Raw genomic sequence first — 14,118 nt, 5'->3', positions numbered from 1 at the left:
CGCTTAGAAATTAGTTGAATGGAAACTGTAGGGTATGCTTCCCGACGCATTGGTTAACGAAACTCTCTCTACTCGCCAGAGAAATTAGTTGAATAAGAAAGCTATTGCGTTTTGGTTGGAAATGCTGACTCAGAATCCTCTAGACAAATTTCCTCAGCGCACTAGGAATAAGCAAGCATTTGTACTAAGTAAACAAATAAGAGGTTTGTGTCGGGTTTCCTTGCTTCCACCAGACCCATCAATTTATCTCAATCTGATTGGAGTCCTTTTGAGGGTTGGAGTTTGACGGGATGGCCAGCAGTAACTATTGTTAATGGTAATATAGTCTATCAAAAAGGAGAGTTTTTCGCCGCCATTCCTGGAAAAGCGTTAGAATTCAACAATTAGACACCTATCTCCCTTAAAAGTCGCTTCTACATCACTACTTAGGTCTATGTTTGCACAAATTCCCGAACGCTCAATGCACTATCTGCGATGGGTTGTGACCATCGCTTGGTTAATTCTGATATTTTCTCTGTTTTTTGACCCTATTTCAGCAAAATTAACCGATCCTAACAATCTTTCTAGTCCCCTGAGAGTTGATCCCGATGTGTGCATTAAAGTCCAGGGAGTTTGCCTACCCCAATCCTCCTATCAGTTAGGTGCGCCGATTTTTTGGGGAATAGTGGTTCCTAGTGGCATTTTTATCTTATTAGTATTCGGTCACGAACTCTGGCGGCGTATCTGTCCTTTATCCTTTCTTTCTCAAATACCACGCGCTTTGGGTAAACAGCGTCAGAAAAAACAGACCGATAAATCGGGAAAAGTCCGCTCTGAAATCTATAAAGTGCCGAAAAACTCTTGGTTAGCCCAGAATTATCTCTATCTACAATTCAGTCTGTTATTTTTGGGTTTATGCGGACGGATTCTCTTTTATAATTCCGATCGCTTATTCTTGGGTAGCTTTTTAACCTTTACTATTCTAGCGGCGATCTTTGTCGGTTATTGGTATGGGGGCAAATCTTGGTGTAATTATTTTTGTCCCATGAGTCCGGTTCAGAGGATTTACGGTGAACCAAGGGGTTTACTAAATAGCACCGCTCACGAAGACAGTCGCGGTGGCATTACTCAATCCATGTGTCGCATTGTCCATGAAGATGGTAGCGAACAAAGTGCCTGTGTTGCCTGTCAGAGTCCCTGTATCGATATCGATGCGGAAAGATCCTATTGGGACGGGATAACTAACAGCGATCGCCAATGGCTTTATTACGGTTATTTTGGTTTAGTTTTTGGCTATTTTATCTATTATTATCTTTATGCTGGCAATTGGGACTATTATTTCTCTGGAGCTTGGGCGCACGACGAAAATCAACTAGAATCCCTCTTTAAACCGGGTTTTTATCTTGCCGGTCAGGCAATTGCGATTCCGAAGTTGGTAGCTGTTCCCTTAACTTTGGCAATCTGCACTTTTTTGGGTTACTTTCTCGGTAAAAAAGTGGAAAATGCCTATAAAGTCTATAGAATTCGCAAAAAGTCGCCCTTACCGACCGAAATTATCCGTCACCGCGTCTTTACTGTCGGAACTTTTCTGATTTTCAATTTCTTCTTTATTTTCGGTGGTCGTCCTTTTATTAATCTTTTGCCAAAATTTTGGCATTATTTCGCTAGTATTTTACTGGCGGTTTTGAGTAGTTTATGGTTATATCGCACCTGGACAAGGAATCCGGGTCTTTACCAACGGGAAGGACTAGCGGGAAGATTGCGTAAACAGTTGGGTAAACTGGGTCTCGATACAGCTAAATATCTCGATGGGCGATCGCTGGAAGCTTTGCAGGCGGATGAGGTGTATGTATTAGCCAAGATACTGCCGGATTTCACCCACCAGAAGCGTTTAAAAGCCTATAAAGCCGTGTTAAAAGAGGCTTTGGAGGAGGGATATACTGACTTCGGCCACAGCCTCGAAATCCTGCAACAAATGCGCCTAGAGTTGACGATTACCGAGGCAGAACATCAGGCAATTCTCACAGAGTTGGGTGTGGAATCGGCCGAACTTCTCGATCCGGAAAAGCAGTATAGTCGCGAGGATTGGTTACGTTTGCAGAGTTATCGCGATGCTTTGTTAGAAAGTCTCTTGGTGACTTGGAAAAAAGACCCCGATCGCAAAGTGGGGTCGGAATTGCTGGAAGTGTTAACCGGTAAGAGTTCCAGGGAGGCGATCGAGCATTTATTGACGGAATTGCCGGCTGCAGAAACGGAAACTGTCGAGTCTTTGCGTCGCCAGTACGGAGTTACTGGTCAGGAGGAAGAAACGATTCTCCATCGTCCTTTGGCCCATCAATTATGGCAAAATATCGCCCGCGCTTTTCAGGTCTTCGATCGTCTATCTTTTAGTAGTGACAGCGATCGTGATCAACAGGAAAGGATTTTATTGGAAAGATTCCAGCTATTCGATAGTGATGGCTCTGGACAAATTAGCCTTGAGGAGTTGAAAGCTTGTCTTCAGGCGATCGAACCGGGGGTGACAGACAAGGAAATCGAAGCTATGTTACAACAGGCCGATACAAGTCGCGATAATCAGATTAGTTTTCCGGAATTTCGCGATCTACTTCACCAATTCCATAAATAAACTGTCGGTAACTATTGCGTCGGTCATGAATTCCAAGACATTAGGATTCTGATAGCAAATTAAATTGTATTCAGTGCAAATAGAGAATCAAGTTAGCTGTCACTTTCATGGTGGGAGCTTTTTCTTTTTTTAGCCAATACAGTGCTTCTGTTCACCCCTGAAAGGTTACGGTTAATTAGTTGGGCTGAAAGATTACCCGTGATGATAACATGGGCTTTACTTGTCCCAGCCATTGCCAAGATTTGCCCTCGCATATATTCAGGTTTAATGGGGCTAATTTTCTCTATTTCTAGATAGTCTTTTGGAGTAAAATAAGCGTGACTTTTACTGGCTGTCATGGGGTTTATCTTGCTTATTGTTAGTGTTATAACGGACAATTAAGCCAAATAATTGAGTCTAAATCAGTCTGATTGCCTTCAGTAATTAGCTTTCGTATCATTTCAATATAATTAAAATTACTCTCGAATAAAACAAAACGTCTATCTAAAGAAGCGGCCGCTAGTCCCACGGTTCCTGAACCAGCAAAGGGATCTAAAACCACATCACCTTTAAAAGAGTAATAATTAATCACTTTTTCTGCCAATTCTACGGGAAAAGCGGCGGGATGTTTTGAGTTGGTGACTGGGTTAATCTTCCAAACATTAGTGTGTTCATAACCATCGGCAATTTTTGAGGCTTTTACTACTTCTTGATCGGGATGATTGCGAATATGCCAATCGATGAGTAAATCCGTGTGTTTACGATAGACTAAAACGTATTCAGTCACTGGCACGGTTTTGTATTGGAGAGGGTTTCGATCGGCGGCAAATCTGCGCCCTCTACCAGTTGCCCACCCTGCTCCCTCTGGTTTTAGCCAAATAATATCATCAATAAAGTCGTAACCTTCTTCAATAAAAATTCGATGCAAATCAAAGGGAACAGCAATACGTTTAGAAGCTTGATTACGCGAAGCGCGACGCAACAGCACGGGAGAAATATTAATGACAAAAAAACGTCCTTCACTCAAAACTCGATGACATTTTCTGATCACCTGTCGCAGCTTCAATAGATAGCTTTCGTATTCTTCAAATTCCGAATATTCCGGACGAGCATTAAAATAGGGTGGTGAGGTAAAGATTAAATCAACACTTTCTGCGGGCATTTCCTCCAAAAGTTCGCTACAATCACCAAATCCGATGGTATTTCTCAGAGAGGAAAGCTTATATTCTTTTTTGGGTTTCTTGCAGTTTTCTAATTTAGATTCATCCTGTTTTAACAGACGAGCGATAATAATTTCAGTCCGGGTTGTCCTATCGGCTAAAATTTCGTTGGTGTAGGCATCGATCACCACTTCCCCAACGGTTTTTTTCTGTTCATTACATAAAGGAACTCGCCAAATATGATATCTGTCATCCACTTCTGGTAAACCTAATTTAATCGCATTAACTAAATTTATTTCCCGCAACCAATTAAGGACAATTTCTTTAGCTTCTGCCACCGTGCGAAGCAGATAACCGCGCTTGTCCGATACCAGTTCTTTTTCCATGTCATTACTCTAGTTCTCTCTAGAATTCTAGCCGATCATTATCCAAAAAACTAGGAGAGTCTCAAGATAGAAATCGGCCACCCTTTAAAAATTCCACATTTCTAAGACTTTTCCCGTAATTGTTTGATTTAACCAGAAAGTATTATGACTGAGAGAGTGAAGATTATTTGCCGTTACTTTCCAGCTTGCTTGGGGATGAAAAAGAATTGCTTCTGCGGGATTACCGGGGTTGAGAGATGCCGGTTTTTGTTGTAAACAATGACAGGGATTGAGACTAAGCGCTTGCCACAATTGTAAAGCTGATAATTGCCCAGTTATTACTAATTTTTCCCAGAGTAGCGGTAAAGCTAATTCTAACCCGATCGCGCCGGGGGGTGCTTCTGCAAAAGAGACGGTTTTTTCTTCGTAGGTATAGGGACGATGATCGATCGCGATTGCATCGATAATTCCCTCCTTAATTGCCGCAATTAACGCCTTGCGATCGCTTTCGTGGCCTAAGGGTGGAGCGAGGTGTAAACTGGGATGATAGCTGGCGATCGATCCTGTATTTAAGAGCAGATGCAACCACGTCACACTAGCGGTTATCGGCAATCCCCGCATTTTTGCCTCGCGAATTAATTCCACTCCCCGACGGGTGGAAATTCGCATTAGGTGAACAGGTGTATTAATTTCGCCGACGATTTCTAAAATTGTGGCTAAAGCAGTGGTTTCGGAAATAGCAGGATCCCCCGGTAAACCTAGGCGAATCGAGGTTTCTCCCTCACGCATGACTCCATTACCCTTTAATTGCTGATTTACCGGGGAAAGGGCGATATTTTTGCCGAAGGGTTTTAGGTATTCCAATAAGCGCCGCAACAGTCCCAAATCTTCCAGGCTGCGATTATCGGTAAAACCCACCGCTACAGGCATTAAATCGGCTAATTCCGTCATTTTTTGCCCTTGTCTTCCTAGGGTGAGACTTGCCCAAAAATGCAGACGAGTCGATTTTGAGTCAAAAAACCCTTGACTTTTTTGCTGTAATGTGCTAAGAAGTGCGGGGTGATCGAGGGGTGGGAGAGTATTGGGGAGAATTGCCACCCGGGTGCAGCCTCCGGCCGTGGCAGCTTCGATCAGAGATGCGAGGGTTTCTCGGTCCTCGTGGCCGGGTTCCCCGGAATGACTGTAGAGATCGACTAATCCGGGGGCAAAAATACAGTTTTGACCGGAAATATAGTTACTATTTTCTCTTGGGGGAAGCTGAGATTCGATCGCTTTAATTACCCCCTCCTCAATCCAGACATCGGCAATGCGATCGGTTTGTGTCAGGGGGTCAAGGACTCTAACCTGTTCTATAATTGTCGAGGATTGGCTATTCACGCAGACTAATTAAAACGTCATTTTTTCCTTTGGCAGTATATCACGTTAAGTAAAAAGTAAAAAGCAAAAAAGCTGAGTTGTCGGTTAGGTTAGGGGACGATAAGTTAGAATATTGATCGACTACGGTTTTAATCTTTATTTTAATTGGCCGATCCACCCTAGGGAGAATTGATAGCCGAATCATGCAGCTAGAACTTTTCGATTCTAATAATTTAGAAGAATTTAATCGGGGAACCCCGCGATTAGTTTCTTTTCGAGATTTAGTACCAGAAATCACCAGCACCAGTTATCTAACCCATGGCATCTATTATTATCCTGCTAAATTTATTCCCCAAGTGGTGAGATTTTGCCTTGATAATTACAGTAAAAAGGATGATTGGATTATCGATCCTTTTGCGGGTTCGGGTACGGTGGGTTTAGAGGCTAAACTTTGTCAAAGAAATGCGGTTTTAACTGACCTGAATTATCTTTTAAACCATATTATACCGATTAAGATCACAGAACACCAAGAACCATTGAGTTACTCAGAGTTAGATAAAAAAATCTTAGAAGTTTTTGCCAGCAAGGATAAATTTATCCCTCAGTGGTCAAATTTAAACTATTGGTATCCAGAGGAGATTTTAGTAGTTTTACAGAAACTTTGGGCAGGTCAAAAAAGTCTAGAACCTGATTTGTATTCCCAGATCATTCAAGCGGTTTTAGTGAAAGTTAGTAAACAGTTTTCCTATGCAGAACATACGAAACCAAAATTATTTCAATCGAAATACAAAAAATCAGATATACAAGAACTATTACAAAGAGATTGGCAAGAGGAATTAAAACGAACGATTAAAGATATGAGTTTTGAAACTTTAACCAGCGTCAATCAATATATTACCGTAACTTGGCATAATTGTAATCAAGTGCTTTTTTATGGAGGAGTAGATAGTGCCACTTTTGAGATCGATCAAAATCTAGAGTTAGATTGTTTAATTAGTTCACCCCCCTATCTGCAAGCACAAGAATATATCAGAACAGCAAAACTAGATTTATATTGGTTAGGATATACAGAAAAAGAAGTGCAAAAAATCTCTAAGCTAGAAATTCCCTACCGACAGGCTACCAGATTAATCGAAACTGAAACCTTAAATCGAGTGAGATCAAGTTTAGAGAAAGAGAATTTACATAAAATACTCGATTCCTATTTTTGTCACACTATCAACGCTTTAGAAAATGCCACCAGAAAATTAAAACAAGCTGGCAAAGCTTGCATTTTTGTCGGTAATCCAAAAGTGGATGGAGTGGAAGTAGAAACTTGGCGAATATTAAAGGAATATTTTCAGGAAAATGGCTTTGTTTTTGATACCGTCTTTGAGGATAGAATTAAAACCAGACAGTTATTCAAATCTCGCAAGAATAAAAATCCTGATGGCATGAAATCCGAATATTTACTAATTTTAGAGAAAAGGTAGCTCTAGTTTAGTCAAATCGAATAGAAAAAATATCAACAACTTCCCAAAAATAGCACTGATTCGCAAGGTTAAAACATTGATAAATCTACAGTGAAATAGTTAAGGGCTGAGGACTGATTGCTAACTGCTGTAACAAATTTAGTTTATAATTAATTATCAACCTATCTCTGTTGGAAAACCATGACTATCGCTCAAAGCTTACCCCTAGTCGAGTCTCATGTAAACCCTGAGATAATCTTCCCAGAAGGGGAATTTTGGAGTGATGAACCCCCTTTGGAAAGTAACCTACATCTACAACAAATTATTTTATTAATTCAGTGTTTAGAATGGTGGTGGCGCGAGCGAGAAGATTATTTTGCCGCCGGCAATTTAACCATTTATTACAGTCCCAACCAGAAAAAGCCAGAATTCTGCCGTGGTCCCGATTTTTTCGTCGTTTTGGGGACAAATCCCAATCCCAACCGCAGAAGTTGGGTAGTTTGGCAAGAAGAGGGTAAATATCCCAATTTAATTATCGAAATTCTCTCCGATAGTACCGCCAAAGTTGACCGAGAGGAGAAAAAACAAATTTATCAAGATATATTTCGCACTCCCGATTATTTTTGGTTTGACCCAGAAAGCTTAGAATTTCAAGGATTTACCCTAATTAGCGGTCAATATCAACCGATTGCTCCCAATCCGCAGGGATGGCTCTGGAGTCAACAATTAGGCTTATATTTGGGTTTAGCTGCCAATAAATTGCGCTATTTTACCCCCGAAGGCGAATTAGTACCCACTCCCGCAGAAGCGGCACAACAGGCAGAAAATCGGGCTGTAGAAGCAGAAAATCAAGTCCAACAGGAAAGGCAGAAAGCCGCAAAATTAGCGGCTAAACTGCGGGAATTGGGCATAAATCCCCAAGAAAATTTCTGATTATCTGATAATTGCTAGATTTAATCCCATGTATAGACGAGAATTACTGCAATTTATAGGCTCTCAGGCTCTTTTTGGGGCTATTAATCCAGAATTTGCTTGGAATTATCAAAATATTGACCATTGGGGCGAATTATCAAGGAATTATCGCCTCTGCACTACGGGAAAGCAACAAACACCGATCGATCTGAGTATAGTGTCTGAAAAAGAGCTATACCACCCCACCTTTAATTATCGTCCTGTACCCCTAAAAATTCGCCATAACGGTCGTACAATCTTAGTTCAGACCGAAAAAGGTGGAAACATGAGTTTTCACGGCGAAAACTGGCATTTATTGCAGTTCCATTTTCATCACCCCAGCGAACATCGGATTAAAGGTCAGTCTTTCCCTCTGGAAATTCATTTAGTGCATGGGAATGAGAGGGGAAATTTAGCAGTTGTGGGCATTTTAGCCGAAATCGGCGCTTTTAATCCCTATTTACAAACCATTTGGGATTATTTGCCCCAAGAACCTTCTCCTGAAATGATTATCCCCGATACTTGGGTCAATGCTGGGCTTTTACTGCCGGAAAATAGCGGTTTTTATGAATATCGGGGGTCTTTGTCCACTCCCCCCTGTAGCGAGGATGTTCTCTGGTTAGTCTGGCAAAATGCGATCGAAATTTCTCCCCAACAACTGCAACAATTGGCCGTGATTTTTCCGAGTAATGCGAGGAATATTCAACCCTTAAACGGGCGATCAATCTGGCATTCCTAGGCGAAATTGTCGGCATTTTGGCTAATTTAGATAATTTTATTAACTTTTAGACCAACAATGGTAAATAACTCAGGAATGCGCTCAATAACTAAAGCTTCGGTGGCTGTCCAGTCACTTTCCTTCGTGGCTAAAACCCCCAGAACACTCAGAGGAACCTGTAGAAATAGGTGACTTAAGAGGAGAGCGATCCCAGCGATTGCTAAACCTAAAAGCCGCCATTGGGGGAGATAGGCGGCCACGGCAGCCGCTAGAGGGGCAAAATTATAGATGGGCCAAGCGATGAGAATTAGGAGGAGGACTCCCAAAAGAGTAAGAAGACGATGGCGAGGACGTTGAAAAAGAGAGAGAATTTTTAACTGTTCGGGGGTGAGTTGACTCGGTTTCAGAGCGACCAACAAAAGACTAAAGATATCAAAAGGTTTTGTCCACTGCATCCAAAAAACGGGGACGATGGCGATCGCTCCCAGAAATAGCCATTCTAGCCAAAGAAAAGGCAAGGGATCACCCACAGCTAAACCAATCCAAGCGATTTGTAAAAAGATTGGCAAAGCCGCTAACCCTGCCAGATGAATCCACAAAAAAGGTTCTGATTTCATAGAGGGAAATGAGAATTATAAATTATGAATTATGAATTATGAAGTGGGGAGATGGGGGAGTGGGGGAGTGGGGGAATTATGACTGATAACTGATAACTGATAACTGATTTAAGGCTGACTCCCGACTCCCGACGGTTCAAGTGTAATTAACTGGATAAAGTGCGGCGTTTCATGACCATTTCGTAGGCTTCGATAATGTCGCCTTCTTTCCAGTCATTGAATTTAGAAACACCGACACCGCACTCGAAACCGGTGGCTACTTCCCGGGCATCTTCCTTCATCCGTTTGAGGGAATCGAGAACTCCCTGATAAACAATTTCCTTGCCGCGACGCACGCGCAGGAAGCGATTCCGCACCAGTTTACCAGATTGGACATAACAGCCCGCCACGGCTCCCCGGCCGACGGTGAAGACGGCACGCACTTCGGCGAAACCGAGGTGTTCTTCCACTTCTTCGGGGTCGAGAAGACCTTCCATCGCCCCTTGAATATCATCGAGGAGCTTGTAGATGATATTGTAATCGCGGATATCTACTCCTTCCCGATCGGCGGCAGCCCTGGCCCCACTGGCCAGGGTGGTATTAAAGCCCACCACCACCGCACCACTAGCGGCGGCCAGATCCACATCGGTTTCGGTGATTTCCCCCGGAGAGGCGAGGAGAACGCGAATCTGCACTTCGTTTTGGGGTAACTGTTTAAGCGCACCGAGGATGGCCTCGACGGAACCTTGCACATCTGCCTTGAGGATGAGATTAAGTTCCTTGAGTTGTCCTTCTTGAGCTTGGATAGAGAGGGTGCTAAGGCTAACGCGACGGGAGGAGAGGGCCTGTTGTAAACGGGTGTTGCGTTGTTCGATCGCCCGTTGATCAGCGATCGACCGGGCCTCTTTCTCACTTTCGTAGACATCGAATTCATCGCCGGCGGCCGGGACATCACTAAGACCGAGGATTTCCACGGCGAAGGAGGGGGTGGCCGCTTCGACTTTTTGACCGCGATCATCGATCATGGCCCGAATTTTGCCGAAAACGGAACCAGCGACGATGCTATCACCGACGCGGAGAGTGCCATTCTGGACGAGCAGGGTAGCCACGGGACCTTTGGTGCGATCGAGGTTAGCTTCGATGACGGTTCCCTTGGCCAGGCGATCGGGGTTAGCGACCAATTCCTCTACTTCTGCCACCAAGAGGATCATTTCCAGCAGATTATCGAGATTTTCACCCCGCAGGGCGCTAACGGGAACCATGATCGTCTCACCGCCCCAATCTTCGGCCACCAGTCCCTGTTCGGTCAATTCCTGTTTAATCCGGTCGGGGTTAGCCGAGGGTTTATCGACTTTGTTAATCGCCACCACGATGGGGACTTCGGCGGCCCTGGCGTGACTGATTGCCTCTTTCGTTTGGGGTTGTACGCCATCATCGGCGGCCACCACCAGCACCGCTATATCGGTGACTCTCGCCCCGCGGGCCCGCATGGCGGTAAAAGCTTCGTGGCCGGGGGTATCCAAAAAGACAATCTGTTCCGGTTTGCCGTTATGTTCCACATCGACGTGGTAAGCACCGATATGCTGGGTGATGCCGCCGGCTTCCCCCTGGGCGACTTTGGTTTTGCGGATCGAGTCGAGGAGAGTGGTTTTACCGTGGTCAACGTGACCCATAATGGTGACGACGGGGGGACGACGCTGGAGACTTTCCCAGTCGGAGACATCGATCATTTCCGTGGTTTTGATCGCCGCCGACTGGGTGCTGGGGGTTTCCACGGTCATCTCGAAGTCCCTGGCGATCATTTCGATCGTGTCCACGTCGAGAGTTTGGGTGATATTAACCGCCATCCCTTTAAAAAATAGGGTTCTGATGATCTCGGTTTCGGGGACTTTCATCAATTCCGAGAGGTCGCGCACGGTTAGACTACCAGTGATGATGATGCTTTCCGGGCGTTTTTCCTCTTGGGGTTCTTGGCGCTCGCTTTTCGGGCTGCCGGTGTGGGCGGTTGGTTTACTGGGGCGCTTAACTTTGACTGCTGTTGGGGTGCCGGGGGTGGTTGCTTTAGCGCTGGGCGGTTTGGGGGGACGAGCGGTGGAAAGGGTAAAACTGGGGGTATTAATTAACCCGGATAGTTCCGATTCTAGATCATCATCATCTTCAAAGAGGGCTTGGGTGCGGCGTTTGTTTTTGCCGGCAGTTTTGGCAGTTTTGGCCGCTTTTTTCTCTTCTTCTTCTTCTTCTTCCCAGGTAGATTTTTTGGCCATGCGAGGGGGCATGGTCGGTCGTTTGAGTTTTTTGGGTCCGTCTGCTCCGAGCAATCCGGTATCTGTATCGATTTCTGTGCCATCAACACCGGATTTCTTGGTGGTGTCGGTTTCTTCCTCGCCAGTAGCCGAGATTTTAGCGGGCATACCAGGGCGAACCGGGCGCTTCAATTCCGCCGTCTCCCGCACTTCTCTAGCTGGTTCCGCCAGTTTCGGGCTTTTTCCGTCGGGTTTGCGGTTGAGGGTCGGTTTTTCTGGTTTAGCCAAGCTAACCCTGCGCTCAGGACTAGGGGCGTTTTCGCTCTCGCCGCGCTCGCGTTTTTCTCCCCCCCTTCGACTTGGCTCAGGGCAAGGAGGCCTGTCGTTACTGCCAGGGGCATTTTTAGGTCGGGGTTCTGGCCGGTCCGAGGCGCTGCCCGGGCGTGGTTTCGGGGTGAGGGAGGGTCGATTAGGGGGCGCGATTAAGGTGGGGGATACTTCTGGCACTAGCGGGGTTTCGGTCGGGGTTTCTTTAACACTGGGGGCCTGAGATGGCATCTCCGCAGCGGTGGGGGGAGTTTTTTCGGCCACAGCGTCGCGCCCCGGGGGAGCGACAAGGGGTTTAACCGGGGGACGAGGGGGACTGATTAAAGTCGGTTTGGCCGAGGAACCGACCGAACCGGGATAGGTTAGCCCATCTTCGCCGGTTTCGGGGCGGTTGTGTTTATGCAGGGCTAAAATCTTTTGTTTTTTTTCTTCGGCAGGACTAGCCGATTCTCGCTGACCCGTGCTATTTTTACTGATACCCGAGGTAACTCCCTTCGCGGCGATCGCCTTGATGCGTTGGGCTTCCTCTTCGCTGATCGTGCTACTGTGGCTCTTGTACTCGATGTTCAACTGGTCACAGATGTCCAAAATGTCTTTGTTGTCTAGATTCAATTCTTTTGATAAATCGTAAATTCTGACTTTCGTGTTACTCATCCATTATCCCCCGGCTAAAGTGTTAGTGATCCTAATAAGTTGGCTGATTTTTTTATCCTGTCAAGACTGCCCCATTCCTATGCTAACGATTTTGTGGCTATGATCGTCAATTTTAATCCTGATTTGGTCTGAATTGCCCGGCGGGCCCGAGTCGCTCTTGCAAGGACTCATAGATCTTTTCGGGAATATTGGCTTTTAGGGCGCGTCCGAGACGATTTTTTTGCCGAGCTAGTTGCAGACAGTGGGGCTGCGGACAGATATAGGCGGCCCTGCCCATGCCTTGATCTAATTGTATCTGTCCGGACGGGTGTAGTCGGACAATTCGCCAAAAAGATTCTTTTGGGGCGAAGAGACGGCAGCTAATACAGCGTCGATAATTGACGAAGGGATTCATTCTCGGTCTAAATCCTGATATTCTGAGTCGTTTTCATCGGTTTTTACCTCTTGTTCGCCTTTATAGAGGGCTATATCCTTAATATCGATTTTCCAGCCCGTCAGACGGGCGGCTAAACGCACGTTCTGTCCTTCTTTACCAATCGCTAAACTTAATTGATCCTGGGCAACCAGTACCAGTGCTTGTCTTTCTTCGGCATTAGTGAACAAAACTTGGTCAATACGGGCGGGACTAAGGGCATTGGCGATGTAGGTGGCGGGATCTGGAGACCAGCGAATCACGTCGATTTTTTCGCCCCGCAATTCGTTCACCACGGCTTGAATCCGCGAACCTCTAGCCCCAATACAAGCCCCAACCGGATCCACGTCTCTCTCTAAGGTATCGACGGCGATTTTTGTGCGCGAACCAACGTGACGGGAGGGGGGATTGGCTTCTCGAGCGACGGCGACAATCCGCACGATTTCCTCCTCGATTTCGGGAACTTCGTTAGCGAACAGATATACTACCAAACCCGCCGCCGCTCTGGAAACGATTAATTGCGGGCCGCGGTGAGAACCTTCCAGGACTTTTTTGAGCAGCACTTTAAAGGTGGCGTTGGCGCGATAGTTATCGTTGGGCAGTTGTTCCCGTTTGGGTAGTTCTGCTTCCACTTCCGGTTGACCGTAGGTGCTTTGTACCATGACAATAGCGGCCTGTCTTTCAAAACGGACGACCCGGGCCTGTAAAACGGTTCCTTCCAGATCTTGGAACTCCTCTTGAATCAATTTACGTTGGTTATCCCGCAGTTTTTGCAGTAAAACCTGTTTAGTTTGAATCGCCGCCATGCGACCAAATTCTTTTTGGTCGGGGGTGACATCCAGAACTACTTCATCCCCTAATTGGGCCTCATCGGCCACTTCTTGCACTTCTTTGAGACCGATGTGATGGTCGGGATTAGTCACTTCTTCGACAATAGTTTTTGTAGAAAGGATGCGAAAGCCTTCTTCTTCTACGTCTAATTCCACATCAAAGTTATTGAAATAATCTTCATGGAATTGAGCGGCTTTTTCTAAACTTTGGGCGCGTCGATAACGTTCATAACCCTTGAGAAGTGCCTCACGCAAGGCTTCCTGTACGGCATTTTTGGGCAGATTATGTCGTTGGCTAATTTCTTCGAGCATTATTTTTAACCCAGGCAAATTAACAGTAGCCATAGTTATTTTTTCTCCTTACTTTTGAGTTATTAGTTTTTTTAGCCGTCAGCTTATCAGTTATCAGTTATCAGTTATCAGTTATCAGTTATCAGATGTAAGTTTTAAGTTAATCAGTTAGTGAGTTAT

12 protein-coding genes are annotated in these 14,118 nt (G+C 45.3%); 5 read left to right on the top strand and 7 right to left on the bottom strand.

What is annotated here, in order from left to right; translation table 11 throughout:
• Window positions 1–207: 207 nt before the first annotated feature.
• The gene (locus myaer_RS15830; RefSeq protein ID WP_046662805.1) at window positions 208–387 is read left to right on the top strand and encodes a hypothetical protein; all 180 of its coding nucleotides are present in this window, start codon (window positions 208–210) and stop codon (window positions 385–387) included.
• Window positions 388–433: 46 nt separating this feature from the next.
• Complete coding sequence (locus tag myaer_RS15825) at window positions 434–2,605, top strand: EF-hand domain-containing protein (RefSeq protein ID WP_046662804.1); 2,172 nt, start codon at window positions 434–436, stop codon at window positions 2,603–2,605.
• A 92-nt stretch (window positions 2,606–2,697) separates the two neighbouring features.
• Here myaer_RS15825 and myaer_RS15820 read toward each other — a convergent pair whose 3' ends face one another.
• From myaer_RS15820 to myaer_RS15810, 3 genes are all read right to left on the bottom strand, one after another.
• Window positions 2,698–2,943 carry a hypothetical protein gene (locus tag myaer_RS15820; RefSeq protein ID WP_046662803.1) on the bottom strand — a complete coding sequence of 82 codons (246 nt, stop codon included), beginning with the start codon at window positions 2,941–2,943 and terminating at the stop codon, window positions 2,698–2,700.
• Between the two features lie 26 nt (window positions 2,944–2,969).
• On the bottom strand, window positions 2,970–4,130 hold the full coding sequence (locus tag myaer_RS15815; RefSeq protein ID WP_046662802.1) for a DNA-methyltransferase: 1,161 nt from the start codon (window positions 4,128–4,130) through the stop codon (window positions 2,970–2,972).
• 84 nt (window positions 4,131–4,214) lie between these two features.
• Window positions 4,215–5,486 (bottom strand): dihydroorotase, encoded by a 1,272-nt coding sequence (locus myaer_RS15810; RefSeq protein ID WP_046662801.1) that lies wholly within the window; start codon window positions 5,484–5,486, stop codon window positions 4,215–4,217.
• A 182-nt stretch (window positions 5,487–5,668) separates the two neighbouring features.
• Here myaer_RS15810 and myaer_RS15805 point away from each other — a divergent pair, with 182 nt between their 5' ends.
• The 3 genes from myaer_RS15805 to myaer_RS15795 all read left to right on the top strand — a co-directional run bounded on the left by myaer_RS15805 (window position 5,669) and on the right by myaer_RS15795 (window position 8,606).
• Window positions 5,669–6,937: a DNA methyltransferase gene (locus tag myaer_RS15805; protein WP_046662800.1), complete on the top strand. Its 1,269-nt coding sequence runs from the start codon at window positions 5,669–5,671 to the stop codon at window positions 6,935–6,937.
• Between the two features lie 180 nt (window positions 6,938–7,117).
• Window positions 7,118–7,849, top strand: coding sequence for a Uma2 family endonuclease (locus tag myaer_RS15800; protein ID WP_046662799.1), 732 nt, complete (start codon window positions 7,118–7,120; stop codon window positions 7,847–7,849).
• Window positions 7,850–7,877: 28 nt separating this feature from the next.
• Window positions 7,878–8,606: a carbonic anhydrase gene (locus myaer_RS15795; protein WP_046662798.1), complete on the top strand. Its 729-nt coding sequence runs from the start codon at window positions 7,878–7,880 to the stop codon at window positions 8,604–8,606.
• 26 nt (window positions 8,607–8,632) lie between these two features.
• On the opposite strand, the gene myaer_RS15790 is transcribed toward myaer_RS15795, so the two are convergent.
• The 4 genes from myaer_RS15790 to nusA all read right to left on the bottom strand — a co-directional run bounded on the left by myaer_RS15790 (window position 8,633) and on the right by nusA (window position 13,992).
• Window positions 8,633–9,202 (bottom strand): low-complexity tail membrane protein, encoded by a 570-nt coding sequence (locus myaer_RS15790; RefSeq protein ID WP_046662797.1) that lies wholly within the window; start codon window positions 9,200–9,202, stop codon window positions 8,633–8,635.
• 146 nt (window positions 9,203–9,348) lie between these two features.
• A complete protein-coding gene (infB, locus tag myaer_RS15785; RefSeq protein WP_046662796.1) occupies window positions 9,349–12,405 on the bottom strand; it encodes a translation initiation factor IF-2 in 3,057 nt (1,018 codons plus the stop codon).
• 112 nt (window positions 12,406–12,517) lie between these two features.
• On the bottom strand, window positions 12,518–12,799 hold the full coding sequence (locus myaer_RS15780; RefSeq protein ID WP_046662795.1) for a YlxR family protein: 282 nt from the start codon (window positions 12,797–12,799) through the stop codon (window positions 12,518–12,520).
• Window positions 12,796–13,992: a transcription termination factor NusA gene (nusA, locus tag myaer_RS15775; RefSeq protein WP_046662794.1), complete on the bottom strand. Its 1,197-nt coding sequence runs from the start codon at window positions 13,990–13,992 to the stop codon at window positions 12,796–12,798. Before nusA ends, myaer_RS15780 begins: the two co-directional genes overlap by 4 nt.
• Window positions 13,993–14,118: the final 126 nt, after the last annotated feature.

Origin of the sequence: Microcystis aeruginosa NIES-2549, from assembly GCF_000981785.2 — a bacterium.
GTDB lineage: Bacteria > Cyanobacteriota > Cyanobacteriia > Cyanobacteriales > Microcystaceae > Microcystis > Microcystis aeruginosa_C.
This window is presented reverse-complemented; position numbering and strand designations above follow the sequence as displayed.